The 14,991-nt window shown below is 67.8% G+C and carries 12 protein-coding genes; 2 read left to right on the top strand and 10 right to left on the bottom strand.

The genetic code is table 11. The features are described from left to right. Positions 1 to 418: 418 nt before the first annotated feature. The 9 genes from V8J36_RS21385 to V8J36_RS21345 form a co-directional block, all read right to left on the bottom strand. On the bottom strand, positions 419 to 811 hold the full coding sequence (locus tag V8J36_RS21385) for an acyl-CoA thioesterase (protein WP_336469350.1): 393 nt from the start codon (positions 809 to 811) through the stop codon (positions 419 to 421). Further along, positions 808 to 1,722, bottom strand: coding sequence for a 3-keto-5-aminohexanoate cleavage protein (locus tag V8J36_RS21380; protein WP_336469349.1), 915 nt, complete (start codon positions 1,720 to 1,722; stop codon positions 808 to 810). The genes V8J36_RS21385 and V8J36_RS21380 overlap by 4 nt, the downstream gene beginning before the upstream one ends. Before the next feature lie 14 nt (positions 1,723 to 1,736). Then, positions 1,737 to 2,714: a 3-hydroxyacyl-CoA dehydrogenase family protein gene (locus tag V8J36_RS21375; protein ID WP_336469348.1), complete on the bottom strand. Its 978-nt coding sequence runs from the start codon at positions 2,712 to 2,714 to the stop codon at positions 1,737 to 1,739. Between the two features lie 39 nt (positions 2,715 to 2,753). Next, positions 2,754 to 3,461 (bottom strand): ABC transporter ATP-binding protein, encoded by a 708-nt coding sequence (locus tag V8J36_RS21370; protein WP_336469347.1) that lies wholly within the window; start codon positions 3,459 to 3,461, stop codon positions 2,754 to 2,756. Beyond that, on the bottom strand, positions 3,461 to 4,219 hold the full coding sequence (locus tag V8J36_RS21365; protein WP_336469346.1) for an ABC transporter ATP-binding protein: 759 nt from the start codon (positions 4,217 to 4,219) through the stop codon (positions 3,461 to 3,463). The genes V8J36_RS21370 and V8J36_RS21365 overlap by 1 nt, the downstream gene beginning before the upstream one ends. Then, the gene (locus V8J36_RS21360; protein WP_336469345.1) at positions 4,203 to 6,113 is read right to left on the bottom strand and encodes an ABC transporter permease; all 1,911 of its coding nucleotides are present in this window, start codon (positions 6,111 to 6,113) and stop codon (positions 4,203 to 4,205) included. The genes V8J36_RS21365 and V8J36_RS21360 overlap by 17 nt, the downstream gene beginning before the upstream one ends. Before the next feature lie 75 nt (positions 6,114 to 6,188). Continuing rightward, entirely contained in the window at positions 6,189 to 8,321 is a 2,133-nt protein-coding gene (locus V8J36_RS21355; protein WP_336469344.1) for a hydantoinase/oxoprolinase family protein, read from the bottom strand. A gap of 20 nt (positions 8,322 to 8,341) precedes the next feature. After that, on the bottom strand, positions 8,342 to 10,225 hold the full coding sequence (locus V8J36_RS21350; RefSeq protein WP_336469343.1) for a hydantoinase B/oxoprolinase family protein: 1,884 nt from the start codon (positions 10,223 to 10,225) through the stop codon (positions 8,342 to 8,344). A gap of 324 nt (positions 10,226 to 10,549) precedes the next feature. Continuing rightward, positions 10,550 to 11,842, bottom strand: a complete 1,293-nt coding sequence (locus tag V8J36_RS21345; RefSeq protein WP_336469342.1) for an ABC transporter substrate-binding protein — start codon at positions 11,840 to 11,842, stop codon at positions 10,550 to 10,552. Positions 11,843 to 12,041: 199 nt separating this feature from the next. Between V8J36_RS21345 and V8J36_RS21340 the strand changes: the two genes are divergently transcribed. Next, positions 12,042 to 12,719, top strand: a complete 678-nt coding sequence (locus tag V8J36_RS21340; protein WP_336469341.1) for a GntR family transcriptional regulator — start codon at positions 12,042 to 12,044, stop codon at positions 12,717 to 12,719. A 40-nt stretch (positions 12,720 to 12,759) separates the two neighbouring features. Here the strand turns inward: V8J36_RS21340 and V8J36_RS21335 are convergent, their stop codons facing one another. Further along, positions 12,760 to 13,719 (bottom strand): sugar-binding transcriptional regulator, encoded by a 960-nt coding sequence (locus tag V8J36_RS21335; protein WP_336469352.1) that lies wholly within the window; start codon positions 13,717 to 13,719, stop codon positions 12,760 to 12,762. Positions 13,720 to 13,935: 216 nt separating this feature from the next. Here V8J36_RS21335 and V8J36_RS21330 point away from each other — a divergent pair, with 216 nt between their 5' ends. Further along, positions 13,936 to 14,880: a substrate-binding domain-containing protein gene (locus tag V8J36_RS21330; RefSeq protein WP_336469340.1), complete on the top strand. Its 945-nt coding sequence runs from the start codon at positions 13,936 to 13,938 to the stop codon at positions 14,878 to 14,880. Positions 14,881 to 14,991: the final 111 nt, after the last annotated feature.

Raw genomic sequence — 14,991 nt, 5'->3', positions numbered from 1 at the left:
CGTCGTGCGGTAGCGAGGGGAAGAAGGCTTCGGCATGGCTCGACGCTAACACTCAGGACTCACAACCTGAATCCGCCTCACCGATAAGTGCAACAACGCCGAGCCAAAGCCAAACTCGCGGCTTGACCCACCGACGCTGGAATAAAATACAGCATTTTCAATGCACTGACTGGAGATGCTGCACGCGTCGGAAGTCAAGGGGTTACTCTATACTTCGCTTACTCTGAACCTGAGACCCAAAGTGGTCAAATAAGCCGCGCTGGAATGGGTCGGCTGGTTCAAGCACCGCCGCCTGCCGGAGCACTTCGGGAGCGCCCCGCCCACCGCGGCCGGAGCCAACTTCTACGCCGTGCAGGACGCCGCACCACCGCCGCGTAACAGGCGCAGACCAGCCGCCGGAATACCTGTTGCGGTTGACCTAGGCTGCAGACGCGGTCAGGGCGTTCCGGACCGGATCGGGGATCGGGGCGCTGGTGCGGGTGGTGGCGTCGAAGAAGACCTCGGCCACCTCGCAGGTCGCGAGAACGCCGGTCGTGGAGACGAGCGACAGCTCAAGCGTCACCGACTTGCCCCCGATGCGTCCGATGCGGGCGTGGATCTCGGCGACGGTGCCGACGGGGGCCTCGGCGAGGAACCCCGTCTTCATCGCCGCCGTCACCGGATGGATCGCCCCGTCCCCGGGCAGGCGGCTCCAGAACACGAAGATCGCATCGTCGAAGGCCGCCGCGTAATGGCGTGTGTTCATGTGGCCGAAGCGGTCGCAGTGCCATGGATGCACCACCAGCGTGCCGAGGACGAGGGGCGCGGTCATGCCGGCACCGGCGCCGCGGTGCGCAGGCCGAGGATTTCGCGCGCTTCGGCCGGGGTGGCAACCTCGCAGCCCAGATCGCGGATGATGCGGGCGGCGCGTTCGACCAGCTGGGCGTTCGTCGCGAAGACGCCGCGCTCGAGGTAGATGTTGTCCTCGAGTCCGACGCGGCAGTGCCCACCGAGGATGGTCGAGAGGGCCACGATCTCCATCTGCCAGCGCGAGATGCCGAAGGCGCTCCAATGCGCGCCGGGGGGCAGCAGGCTTTTCATGTAGAGCAGTGTGGCGGCATCGGCGGGGGCCGACCATTTCACGCCGAGGCAGATCTGGAACAGCGGCGGCGCGTCGATATGGCCCTTCTCCAGCAGGTTGCGCGCCAGAAGGATGTCGCCGGGGTTGAAGGCCTCGATCTCGGGCTTCACGCCGGCCGAGCGGATCATCTCGGCCATCTTCGCCAGCGTGCCGGGCGTGTTCATGAAGATGCAGTCCGGCGCGCCGGCGATCCCGCCTTCCAGGTTCATCGTCGTGGTGTCGAGGGTGCAGATCTCGGGCCGGTTCTCGACGACATGGGCCACGCGCTCGGCCGCGCCGGCGACATCGGTCGAGGGATGGGCGCGCGCCTCGTCGGCGGGGTCGGGCACGAAGGTCGCGCCCATGCCGGTGGTGAGGTTGATCACCACCTCGCTGTTCTGCGCGCGGATGCGCTCGACGATCTCGCGGAACACCGCGGGCGAGCGGTCGCCGTTGCCGGTCTGCGGATCGCGGCCGTGGATGTGGACGACCGAGGCGCCGGCCGCTGCGGCCGCAAGGCTCGAGGCGGCGATCTGCTCGGGCGTCACCGGGTAATCGGGATAGCGGGGGTGGATCGGGCCATCGCCGGTGACGGCACAGGTGAGGATGACTTTGCGTTTCATGGACAGGCTCCGGGTCAGGCGGTCTTCAGGACGGCGCGGGGTTCGGGGGGGCGGCGCGCCTCGGCAAGCGCGCGCAGGGTGGCGATCAGCTGCCGGTCGCGGTCGGCGCGGATCGCGGCGTAGTCGCGCCCGGCGATCTCTTCGGACAGGCCCGCGACCAGCCGGTCGATCAGCTCGGGCGTGAAGCGCGGCGTGCCGAGATCGTCCCACCAGTCGTGATAGCTGTCGGCGAACTGGTCGATATAGGCCCGCAGGCCGCCTTCACCGCCGCCGAGGTTCAGCAGCATGTGCGGGCCCATGACCGCCCAGCGCAGGCCCGGTCCCGCCCAGACCGCGGCGTTCACGTCGCGGACCGAGCAGACGCCGCTTTCAACGAGGCTGATCGCCTCGCGCCAGATCGCGGCCTGCAGTCGGTTCGCGACATGGCCCGCGACCTCGCGGTTCAGGGTGATCGTGACCTTGCCGCAGCTTTCGTAAAGCGCGCGGGCGCGGGGCAGCACGTCCGGGTCGGTGGCCTCGTTGGCGTAAAGCTCGACCAGCGGGATCAGGTGCGGCGGGTTGAAGGGATGGGCGATGACCAGCCGGCCGGGATCGTGCCAGCCCGCCTGCAGGTCCGAGAGCTTCAGCCCCGAGGAAGAGGTGGCGACGATGGCGCCGGGCTTCAGCGCCGGTTCCATCGCGGCGTAAAGCGCGCGCTTGGCCTCGAGCCGCTCGGGGATGCATTCGAAGACGAAGTCGGCCTCGGCCAGGGCGTCGGCCAGGACGGGGGCGAGCTCGAAGCGCGGCTCCTGCTCGGGCACGAGGCCCAGCTCGGCCAGCTGGCCCTTCACCGAGGTCCAGAACTCGGCGACCAGCGCCCCGGCCTCGGGGCGGGCGTCGTGGATCACCACGCGCCGCCCGGTCGCGGCCATCAGCGCGGCCCAGCTGCAGCCGATCAGCCCGGCGCCGATGATGGCGGTGGTGCGGATCTCTTGGTTTGGTTCGGGTGTCACGGTCGGTTCGTCCTGCAAGCGGGGGAAGGGAGGCGGCCGTCAGAGGCCGAGATAGGCTTCGCGGACGCGCTGGTCCGCCTTCAGCTCTGCCGACGGACCCGAGAGCGTGATCCGCCCGAGGTCCATCACGTAGCCGGTCGAGGCGATCTCGAGCGCGAGGTTGGCGTTCTGCTCGACCAGCAGCACGCCGCAGCCCTCGTCGCGGGCCAGGGTGGCGATGGTGTCCAGCACCTCGCGCACGATCAGCGGCGCAAGCCCGATCGAGGGTTCGTCGAAGATGTAGAAGCGTGGGCGCGACATGATCCCGCGGCCGATCGCGATCATCTGCTGCTGGCCGCCGCTGAAGTTGCGGGCGATGCGGTGCTGGTGATCGCGCAGGATCGGGAAGTAGTGGAACACCCGGTCGAGATCGTCGCGCACCCGTGCGGTGTCGCGGCGTAGATGCGCCCCCGACAGCAGGTTGTCGCGCACCGACATGTAGGGAAACAGCCCGCGCCCCTCGGGGACGTGGCAGAGGCCGCGGCGCACCAGCTCTTCGGGGCCGAGGCCGGTCGTTTCGGCCCCGTCGAAGCGGATCGAGCCGCGGGCCGGGCGGATCAGCCCCGAGATCGCGCGCAGCAGGCTGGACTTGCCGGCGCCGTTCGCGCCGACCAGCGTGGTGATCGCGCCGGGGGCGGCGGAGAGCGAGACGTCGTCGACGGCGACGATGCCCGCGTAGTCGACGGTGACGCCGGACAGGTCGAGCATCAGGCGGCCTCCGATCCGAGATAGGCGGCGATGGTCGCCGGGTCACGGCTGATCTCTGCCGGGGTGCCCTCGGCCAGCAGCGTGCCATAGCTGAGGACGGTGATGCGGTCGCAGGTCTGCATGATCGCCTTCATGTCATGTTCGATCAGCAGCAGGGTCAGCCCCTCGTCGCGGATCATCCGCAGGATCCGCATCAGCTGCGCCTTCTCTGCCGGGTTCAGCCCGGCCAGCGGCTCGTCCAGCATCAGCAGCTCCGGCCCCGTCGCCAGCGCGATGGCGACGCCGAGGATCTTCTGGGTGCCGCCCGGCAGGTCGGCGGCGCGCACGTCGGCCAGCTCGCGCATGCCGAAGCGGTCGAGCAGCGCCTCGGCCCGCAGCTCTTGCGCGGCTTCCTCGCGCCGGGCCGGGCCCAGATGCAGCAGCCGCGACAGTGCCGACGAGCGCATCTGGTTGCGGCTGGCCATCACGAGGTTCTCGCGCGCGGTGAGCGAGGCGTAGTTGCTGGTGTTCTGGAAGGTTCGGGCGATCCCCAGCCGCGAGATCGCGTGCGGCGCGCGGCCGCTGACCGGCGCGCCGTGCCACAGCACCTGCCCCGAGGTCGGGGCGAGGAAGCCGGTGGCAAGGTTGAAGAAGGTGGTCTTGCCCGAGCCGTTCGGGCCGATCAGCCCGTGGATCGCGCCCTTCTGGACCTCGAACGAGACGCGGTCGAGGGCAAGCAGGCTGCCGAACCTGCGGGTCAGTTCATGCACGCGAAGCATTGCGATCCTCCGAGAAGCGGGTGGCGCGCGGGCCGATCAGCGGCGCGATCAGGCGCCGGGCCAGGCCTTCGAGCCCCGAGGGGATGAAGAGCACGGTCAGGATGATGGTCAGGCCCCAGAACAGCGGCACCAGTTGGTCGGCGCCGGTCAGCGCCTCTTCCAGAACGGTGAGCACCACGAGCCCGATCACCGGGCCCCAGAAGCTGCGGCTGCCGCCGATGATGACCGCGGCGATGATCTTGAACATCACCTGCGCGGTGAAGTCGGTGGGGGCGACGAAGCCGTTGTAGCCGGCGAAGAGCGCCCCGGCGCAGCCCGCGAAGAAGGCCGAGATGCAGAAGACGAGGGTCTTGAGCGCCAGCGCGTCGATCCCGAGCGCAGCCGAGAGGTTCTCGTTCTCGGCCATGGCCTTGACGGTGCGCCCGGTGCGGCCGCGGTCGAAGACCCACAGCAGCGCCCCGGCGATGGCGGCCAGCGCCAGCGCCATCAGGTAATAGGTGCGGGTGTCGTAGAAGCTGAGGCCGAAGAGATCCTCGGGCGGCGAGAGGAAGGATATGCCCTCGATCCCGCCAAAGACCGGTCGGAACTGGATGAAGCACTGACGGATCGCCTCGCCGGCGGCGAAGGTCGACAGGAAGAAGTAGAATTGCCGCGTACGCATCACCGGCCAGGCGATGACCAGCGCGACCAGCGCCGCGGCCAGCCCGGCCAGCGGCAGGATCAGCCAGAACGACAGGCCCGGCCCGGTCTGCAAGAGCGCCATCGCATAGGCGCCGATCGCGAACATCGTGACATGGGCGAAGGACCAGCCGCCCATCGTGGTGCAGGTGCGGTAGCTGATCACCAGGATCAGGTTGATCAGGAACAGGATGCCGATGCCGATGTAGTATTGCGAGGCGAAGAAGGGGAAGGCCGCGAGGGCGCAGGCGAAGGCCAGCACCAGCGCGCGCGACAGGCCCGGGGGCAGCGCGGCCTCGGCCCCGTCGCCGCCCTGTACCTGTCCCTGGTCGAGCGGGGGCGCCTCGCGGCCCAGCAGGCCGCGGGGGAAGAAGGCCAGCACCGCCAGCATGATCACGGTGTCGATGATGACGATGTACTGGCCGTAGCCCAGCGTGGTGGCGATGCTGTCGATCAGCCCGAAAAGCAGCGCCGCGGTGATCGCGCCGGGAATGCTGCCCAGCCCGCCGACGATGACCACGATGAAGGCCTTCCAGATCGCCTCGAGCCCCATGTAGGGCCCGACGTTGATCACGCTGCCCATCAGCACGCCCGAGACCGCGGCCATCGCCGCGCCGATCGCCATGGTGGTGTAGCGCACCCGGCGCAGGTTGATGCCCTGCAGCCGCGCCGAGGCGTGGTTCTGCGAGGCGGCGCGCACCGCGCGGCCCGCGCGGGTGCGGTTCAGGAAGACCCAGAGCCCGGTCATCATCGCGACACCGCCCAGGATCACCGCCAGCCGCTGGTGGGTCAGGATGCCGCCCGCCACCTCGATCTGGCCGGGGATCAGCACCGGCAGGCTTTTCGACACGACCCCGAAGCCCAGCACCGCCAGCGCCTGGATGACGTAGCTGAGACCGAGCGAGGCGATGAAGCCGCCGAAGGTGTTGTTGGCCGTGCGCTCGAAGATCAGCTTTTCGACCAGCATCCCGGCCAGCGCGACGACCAGCGGCCCGACGACCAGCGCCAGCCCGAAGACCAGCCACAAGGGCAGTCCCGGCAGCGCGGCCAGCAGCAGCCACAGCGCGTAGCCGCCCAGCATGAAGAACTCGCCATGGGCGAAGTTCACGACCTTCATCACCCCGAAGACCAGCGCGAGCCCGACGGCGAAGAGGCCGTAGAAGGCGCTGAGCGACAGGAAGTTGATGAAGATCTGGGTCAGGTTGACGTCGAGCATGGCCACCTCGCTTGCGCCCGTCGGAAGAAAAGGCTCCCGCCCCCGGGGAGAGGGCTGGGGCGGGAGCGCGGGGGCTCAGTGCGCCGGAGCGGGCTCTCGCTTGCGCTTGGCGGCGGCGGCCCCCGCCGAGGTGTCGACATCGACATCCATCACGAAGTAGCCGTGCTTGCGGGTGTCGAGCGCCGCGAAGGGCGGCACGACGATGGTGGTGTCAGGCAGGATCACCAGCGCCGGGCCCTGTACCGACATGCCGTAGGCGAGCTTCTCGCCATCGTAGATCGGCGTCTCGACCGTGGTGCCGCCGCCGAAATAGGCCTGGCTCGTGGTCATCAGCGCGGTGACCGGCAGGCTTTGCGACGACTTCTCGGATTCCGGCAGCACGATCTTCGGGCGCTGGAAGGTGGCGAGGTTGCGCCACATCAGGAATTCGACATCCGAGGCCGGGTCGTTGGTCTTGTAGCGGGCGAGGTAGGCGTCGTGGAACGCCTGCGTCATCTGCTTCAGGATTGCCGGCGTGACCTTGCCGCCGTCCAGCGTGATCGGGATCTCGAGCTCGGTCGTCTGCATCGGATAGCGCGCCGAGACGAAGAGCTCGAACTTCTGGTCCTCGGGCGGGATGCCCATCCGGGTCAGGAAGTCCGCGCCCTTGGTGGTGATCCCGCCGATGGCATCGTTCACGCCCTGGAAGTCGAAGGCATGGGTGTCGCTGAACTTCGAGACCACGTCGCTCATCTGGATGGCGGCGTTGTTGGCCCCGAAGGCGCACAGGACCGAGGTCTGCCGTGGGATCACGATCTTCTTGATGCCCATCTCGCGGGCCAGGAAGGCGACCGGGACCGAGGTGGCGCCGCCGCCGGTGACCAGTGCGAATTCGCGCGGATCGACGCCGCGGCGGATGGTCATGTCGAGGATGCCGCCCAGCATGTTCTCGTTGACGACCTGGGTGATGCCCAGCGCCGCGTCCTCGACGCTGATGCCCAGCGGGTCGGCCACATGCTCCTTGACCGCCTTCACGGCAAGGTCGCGGTCGATCTTCATCCGTCCGTTCAGGAAGTGGGCGGGGCTGATGTAGCCCAGCACGACATAGGCATCGGTCACCGTGGGCTCGGTGCCGCCGCGCATGTAGCAGGCGGGGCCAGGGACGGCCTCGGCGCTGCGGGGCCCGACCTTGATCAGGCCCTTGTCGATGGTGGCGATCGAGCCGCCGCCCGCGCCCAGCGTCGCGATCTCGATCGAGGCGACGCCGGTCGGGTGGTTCAGGATCCGCCCGTCCTTGGTCACGGTGATCTGCCCGTCGAGCACGGTCGAGACATCGAAGCTGGTGCCGCCCATGTCGACGGTGATGCAGTTCCTGATGCCTTCGAGCTCGCTGAAGTAGTAGCCCGCCTCGGGCGCCATCGAGGGGCCCGAGAACAGCATGAACACCGGCTTCTTCGCCACTTCCGAGATCGGCACCACGCCGCCGTTCGACACCACGATCAGCGTCTCGCCGCGGAAACCGCGGTCCTCGAGCTTGCCCTGCAGGTTGCGCAGGTAGCGCGAGACCTTGGGCTGCAGCATCGCGTTCAGCACCACGCAGCTGGTGCGGTAGTATTCGCGGATGATCGGCTGGATGTCCGAGGACAGGCAGTAGTCGACGCCCGGCCATTCCTCTTCGATGATCTCGCCGATCCGGCGTTCATGGGCATCGTTGACGATGGACCACATGGTGCAGACCGCGATCGCCTCGACGCCCCAGGCCTTCAGCTGGCGGACCTCGGCGCGGACCTCGTCCTCGTCCAGCGGCACGATGACCGTGCCGTCCGAGGTGATGCGCTCGGTCACTTCGCGGCAGAGATAGGGGCGGATCAGCGGGGTGTTCGGCTCCATCTTGTAGTTGAACATCGTCTGGCGGCGGCCCTCGCCGCGCCACAGGATGTACTTGGTGCCGCGGGTGCAGATGAGCCCGGTCTTCGCGCCGCTCATCTCGATGATGGTGTTGGTCGCGGTGGTCGAGCCGTGGCAGAACACCGAGGTCTGCGACAGAAGCTCGTTCAGCGACAGCCCGAGGCTTTCGGCCGCGAGGCCCATCGCGTTCAGGATCCCGACCGAGCGGTCTTCGGGCGTGGTCGGCGACTTGTGGCTGCCGAGCTGGGTGAAGGTCTCGGACTCGGCGATGGTGAGGTCGGTGAAGGTGCCGCCCACGTCGACGCTGATGCGGTATTTCATTGCGGTTTCCTCGGATCTGATCAGGCCAGCGCGGCCATTTCGGCGCGCAGCTTGGCGGTGGCGGCCTCGTCGACCGCGTAGAGCTCGGGCTCGGTGTCCAGCACGACGCCGTAGAGATCGCGCGCCGCGTCGAGGCTGATGAACCCGTCGCGCGCATCGTCGCGGACCTTGCCCGGATCGCGCTCCAGCGGGTTGCCGAAGCCGCCGCCGCCGCCGGTCTTTGCATACCAGTGCTGGTCGCGGCGGCAGATCGTCTCGCCCATGTTCTCGAGCCGGGCGTCGACCTGCTGGGTCTTGCCGTCCAGCAGCCAGTGGTCGGCGACCGCGCCGCCCTCGCCGCCGTAGAGCCCGAAGGCGGGCCAGGTGTGGCCGACGCCGCAGTAGATCAGCTGCATGTCATGGTCGATCGGCTGCAGCCGGTGCGACATCGACACGCCGCCGCGCCACTTGCCGGCGCCGCCCGAGTCCGGCTCGGCCTTCACTTCCCAGATGATGCGGGGCAGCGACTGCTCGTGGATCTCGAGCGACTCGTAGCCCATGTTGCCCATGATGCAGTGGCCGAACATGTGCGGCAGCCCGTCGAAGCCCTCGGTCGCGCCGGCCGCCGAGGCGGCGAGGTAGTGCAGGTGGCCGTAAGGCTGGTTGCCCTTGCGCGGATCGACGCCGGCGCCGGTGTGGTTGGCGGCCGGGTGTTCGCCCATCCCCGCCAGCGCCCGTCCGGGCAGCACCTTGGCCCAGGTCTTGAAGACGAGGTTCGTCACCTCGTCGTTCAGACCCACGGTCGCGACCTCGGTCCCCACCGGCCAGCGCGGGATCCCAGCCAGCGCGCCCTCGCGCTGCTTGACGCGGATGCGGTCCAGTGCGCCCGAGTTGTAGGGCAGGTCCGGCGACAGGATCGGCAGCGTGCCCTGGATCGCCGAGCAGCGGCAGGTCGCGTAGCTGAGGTTGTAGCTGAAGTCGATCTGATCGGGCATTTCCGAATAGTCGAAGTCGATCCAGCCGTTCTCGGGGTCGATCGAGAGCGTCATCTTGAACTCGAGCGGCTCGTCGATGTAGCCCTTGAAGCACTCGGTTTTCAGCGTCTCGGTGACGGTGATCTTCGGCAGTTTCGCGATCTCTTCGCGCATCGCGCGCTCGCCGTAGCGCAGGCTTTCGGTCAGGCAGCCCTTGAACGTGTCATAGCCGAAGCGCTTGCACAGCTCGATCACCCGCGCCTCTGCCACCCACAGCGAGCTGAGCTGCGCGAGGAAGTCGCCATGCCACTGCTGCGGATAGCGGAAGTTGTAGGCGATGAAGCGGACGAGGTCGGTGATCGGCTTGTGGTTGCGGCACAGGCGCACGGCCGGGAAATGGAAGCCCTCTTCGTAGATGTCCTTGGCGAAGGGGTCCATGCTGGTGGGCAGATGCGCGCCGATGTCCAGCAGGTGACATTTCGAGCAGGCCCAGGCGACGATCTTGCCCTCGTAGAAGATCGGCGCGAACATCGTGAAATCGCCGACATGGCTGTTGCCGGCGTAGGAGGCGTTGTTAAGGAACACGTCGCCTTCGCGGATGTCCTCGCCAAAGGCGCGGATCACGAAGCGCAGCGGCGGGCTCATCGTGCCGACATGGACCGGGATGCAGTCCACCATCGACAGGATCGAGGCGCCGTAGGTGTCCAGCAGGCAGCAGGTGAAGTCCTTCGCGCCGTGCAGGATCGGGTTGCGGGCGGTGGCGAGGATCGTCTCGGTCATCTCGGTCATGATGCCCTCGACGCGGGCATGGACGACCGAGAAGGTCACCGGGTCCACGTTCTCGATGCCGGTGTCCAGCGCGCCGGGCAGGCCGGCGATCTCTTCGGCACGGATCGGTTCGGCGAAGAGCTCTGTCGCGTAGGGCGGCAGGAGGATGTCATCTCTGGCCATCGCGGCCTCCGTNAGGTCACCGGGTCCACGTTCTCGATGCCGGTGTCCAGCGCGCCGGGCAGGCCGGCGATCTCTTCGGCACGGATCGGTTCGGCGAAGAGCTCTGTCGCGTAGGGCGGCAGGAGGATGTCATCTCTGGCCATCGCGGCCTCCGTCTGTTGACAAATGGGGGTCCGTGGGACGAGCCGCGACGGCTCGTCCCCTGTTGTGGTCTTCGGGACGAGCCGCGACGGCTCGTCCCCTGTGGTGATTTTCGGGACGCGACATAGGGCACGCCCGCTGTGGGGGAGGGCGGACCGGGATGCGGTCCGGGGAGGGGAGGGGTCAGACCTCGGTCATGCCGTGCTCTTTCAGCACGGGAAGCGCGGCGGCCTTGTGTTCCTCCCACCAGGCGTGGTCGTCGACGACGCCGGAATAGGCGAGGGTGCCGCCCTTGATCACGTATTTCGGGGTCGGGGTCAGCAGGTGGTGGTCGACGCCGAAGATGTCCTTCCCCGACCAGCGCGACTTGCCGTAGATCGGGTGGTCGATCTCGGCCATGCCGTAGAGCGTCTCCATCACGTCCTTCGGTTCGATCGTCTTGGCCCCGGCAAAGGCCGCGTCGAGCGTGACCATCGCCGAATAGGTCAGCCCCGCGAAGCCGATCCACTCGCCCGCGCCGTATTTCGAGGCGTAGGACTGGTACATGTCATGCGCGCGCTTCGAGAAGCTGGGCTCCATCGCGTCGACGCCGAAGCCGCCGTAGACCCGGCCGTCGAGCTTGGCCATGTCCACCCGCTGCGCGATCTGCGGCAGGTCCCAGGAATGCGACATCCAGACCCCGTCATAGCCCAGCGACTGCGCGGTCTCGAGCAGGATCGCCTGCTTGCCGGGGGGCAGGTCGGAATAGAAGATCGCGTCGGGCTTCGTCTTCATGACCGCGCCCAGCAGCGGGAAGTAGTCGGTCATGTTCGGGTCGAAGACCTCGTTGTAGACGATCTCGATGCGCCCGTCGGCGGCATAGGGCGCGCAGCCCGCGGCGGTGTAGCCGCGCCCGGCCTGCCCGAACGAGTTGTCGGTGAACATCAGCGCCACGCGCTTGATGTCGGGATGCTGTTCCAGCACATGCGACACCAGCCCGAGGAAGGCCGTCGGCGAGCCTGTGATCCCGCCCATCAGGTAGGGGAAGTCCTTGCTCATGAACCCGCCGCCATAGGAGTTCGTCAGCACCCCGTTCTGGGTGGCGATCCGGGCGATCGCCTTGCGCGAGGCGGGCGTATAGGTCTGGAACATGTATTTCTTGCCATCCTGCAGAATGGCGTTGCGGAACGCGGTCAGCTCCTCGTTCGGATAGAAGCAGACGTTGGTATAGGCCGAATACTCGATCCGGTGCCGCTCGCCGTCGCCGCACAGGATGCCGCCGTTGGCATTGTGCTCGTCCGCCCAGAGCTGGCCGGCGCGCACGATCGGGATGCCCCATTGCGCGCATTCACCTTCGAGCGGATTCACCATCACCATCTTGATCGGGGCGGGTTCGGCGGCAAGCCCGCGCGACGCGATCAAGGACGGCGCGGCAAGGCCCATGAGAGTGCCCACGCCCATCTTGAGCGCGGACCGTCTGCTGAGGTCACGTTCCATGTTCTACCCTGTTGTGATCGCTGCGGTTTCCTCTGCCCGGGGTGGCCCCGAGTCGCTGCAGCTTGTGAGCAGGATGGAAGATGATTCCGCATCATATGTCAACTATCTTCGATCTTTGATCAAGATTGCGGTCGCTGTTGGTTTTGGGTAAGAAGGATTACCCTTCCTGGGCCGCGGCCCGCAGACCGGAGATGTCCGAGTGCCCACAGTGAGCGCGCTGAAGCTCGAGACCCGCCGTCCGCAGACGGATCTCGACTTCGTCTACACCGAGCTGAAGCAGTTCTGCATGATGGGCGAATTCGAGCCCGGCCAGAAATTGACCCTTCAGGAACTCTCCGAGGTCTTCGGCACCAGCCACATGCCGATCCGCGAGGCGCTGAACCGGCTCGTCGCCGCCCGCGCGCTGGATGCGCCGCCGCGCCGCTCGATCTGCGTGCCGCAGGCGACGGTGCAGCGGCTCGACGCGCTGCTGCCCCTGCGCCTGCTGCTCGAAGGGCAGTCGACCGAGCTGGCGGCGCGGCGGATCGACGAGGCCGGTATCCGCGAGCTGCGCGGGATCGACGCGCGGATGAACGACCCGGTGCTGCAGGAGGACATCAAGGCCTATCTGCGGCTGAACCAGCAGTTCCACTTCACCGTCTACCGCGCCTGCGGGAACGAGGACCTGATCGACCTCGTCGAGCTTTTGTGGATGCGCTACGGCCCGCTGATGAGCGTCGTGCGCGGCGGCGTGCTGTCCGTTTCCGGCCATGCCCGCCACCAGGAGGTGATCGCGGCGCTGACGGCGCGCGACGGCGCCGCGGCGGCGGCGGCGATGCAGGCCGATATCGGCGAGGCCGCGGTCTCGATCCGCGCCGCGATCAGCCGCGCGGGCTGACGCGCGGGCTGACGGCCGCGGGGGCGCGCGCAGGCAGGGCTCAGCCGGTCCCGCGCAGCGATGCGGCCAGCAGCGTCGCGGTGTCGCCGTCGATGATCAGGCCGCGGGCGATGCCGCTGGCCAGGAAGCCCTGCGCGGCGGCCAGCTTCGAGCGGCCGGCGACCAGCGCCACCGTCGAGATCTTGCGCAGGTCCTCAAGCGCCACGCCGATGCTGCGCCGGTTCAGCGGATGGTCGACGGCGCGGCCCTGCGCATCGAAGAAATGCCCGTTGGTGTCGCCGACCGCGCCCAGGGCGCGAAGCTCTGCCAGCTCTCCCAGCGTCACCATGCCCTGCGTGCGCAGCACCGAATCCTCGCGCAGCTCGCCCAGCGAGATATAGGCGATGGTCGCGGTCCGGGCGATCGCCAGCGCCTGCTGCACCGACTGCTGCGACAGCAGCACCTCGCGCGAGGCGACGGTGTCGGCGATGAACGGCACCGGCACGAAGAAGCCCTCGGCCCCGGTGCCGCGGGCCAGCGAATGCACCACCTCGAACGGGTTGAAGGCCGAATTGGCGGTCAGCGAGCCCACGAGGCTGATGAACTTCGCCCCGGGCGCGCTGACGCCCGCCATGTGCAGCGTCATCTGTTCCAGCGTGCGCCCCCAGCCGGTGCCGATCACCGCGTCGGGCGATTCGGCGAGATGCCGTCGCAGATGCGCCGCCGCCGCCGCCCCCACGGCGCGGAAGGCGTATTTCGCCAGGATCTTCTCGGCATCCGTGCCGGTTTCCTGCCCCAGCGCCGGGGTGCAGATGCAGAACTCGAGCCCGTAATGGCTGCGGATCAGCTCTTCCACCGGCAACAGCCCGACATTGGCGGGGTTGATGGTGATGCTCACCAGCCCGGTGTCGCGCGCGTCGCCCAGAAGCTTGTTCACCCGGGCCCGCGTCGTGTGCAGCCGCCGCGCGGTCTCTTCCTGGTTCAGGCCGCCGATGTAGTAGAGCCAGGCCGCGCGGGCCATAAGCACCTCATCTTCCTGGCTGTTTCCGTTTCCTGCGCGCATCTCGTCCTGCTCCCTGTTCGTGCTGCACCGTGACAAAAATCACCGAACTTGACAAATGTAACGCGGTGGCACAGGTTCCTCTTGTCGGAAGAGGACCGGCAAAGATCAATCCAGAACCGCAGGGGCCCGAGGGAAGCCCCGCCCCCGGTGTCTGGCCCCAGGGAGGAATAGCAGATGAAAAACCGGATTTCCGGTGCCGGCTTCGCTTGCGCTGTCGCCATGCTGATGGCGGGCGGCTCGGCGCAGGCGCTCGAGGTGGTGATGGTGAACTCGAATGCGGCGGCCCAGTCGGACCAGCGCACCAAGGCGGGCTTCCAGAAATGGATCGCCGACAACGGCAAGTCGGACTGGAACGTGAGCTTCCTCGACAGCGGCGGCTCGGGCGAGGCGACGGCCTCGAACATTCAGGACGCGGCCAGCCGCGGCGTCGACGCGATCGTGGTGACCATGGCCGACCTGCGCGCCTCGAGCGCTGCGCTGAAGGCGGCGAGCGATGCCAACATTCCCGTCTTCGCCGTCGACTCGGGCTTCGTGGACGGCGTCGTCGTCGACGTGACCACCAACAACTGGGCGATGTCCTCGGACGTGTCGGTCTACCTGCTCGACCAGCTCAAGGGCCACGGCAACCTGCTCTTCTTCCGCATGGCCGAGCATCACGGCACCCGCAAGCGCGGCGACGTGATGGAGACGGTGCTGAAGGAATACCCGGGCATCAAGGTGCTGGCGACGCACAACATCGACTATACGGCCTTCTTCGAGGACACCTCGCGCACGATGGAGGACTATGCCGCGCGCTTCGGGTCCGAGATCAACGCGGTCTGGGCCCCTTGGGACGAGCCGGCGCAGGCCGTGGTGAACCAGCTGAACGCCGCCGGGCTGACCGGGGTGAAGGTGATCGGCATCGACGGCCATCCGCAGGCGATCGCAGAGGTCTGCAAGCCCGAAAGCCCGATGATCGCCACCGTCGCCCAGCCCTTCGAGAAGATGGGCGCGCAGGTCGGCCAGTGGATCCAGGACATCGTCGTCGACGGCAAGGAAAAGGCGGACGTGATCCCTTCGGACATCGTCTATCTCGACGCCCCGCTGGTCACCAAGCAGAACTGCAAGGACTTCATGTGACCTGAACGGCCGGGGCCGGCGGCCCTTCCCGCGGATCTCTCCCCCCGCGCTGCCATCGCTGCTCCCGGCGACGGCCCCGGCCCCCTTTCCCGAACCCGAAGAAAGCGTTGC

This window comes from Frigidibacter sp. MR17.14 (assembly GCF_037095735.1).
GTDB lineage: Bacteria > Pseudomonadota > Alphaproteobacteria > Rhodobacterales > Rhodobacteraceae > Frigidibacter.
Note: the sequence above shows the minus strand (reverse complement) of the source record. Positions and strands in the feature narration are given on the sequence as shown.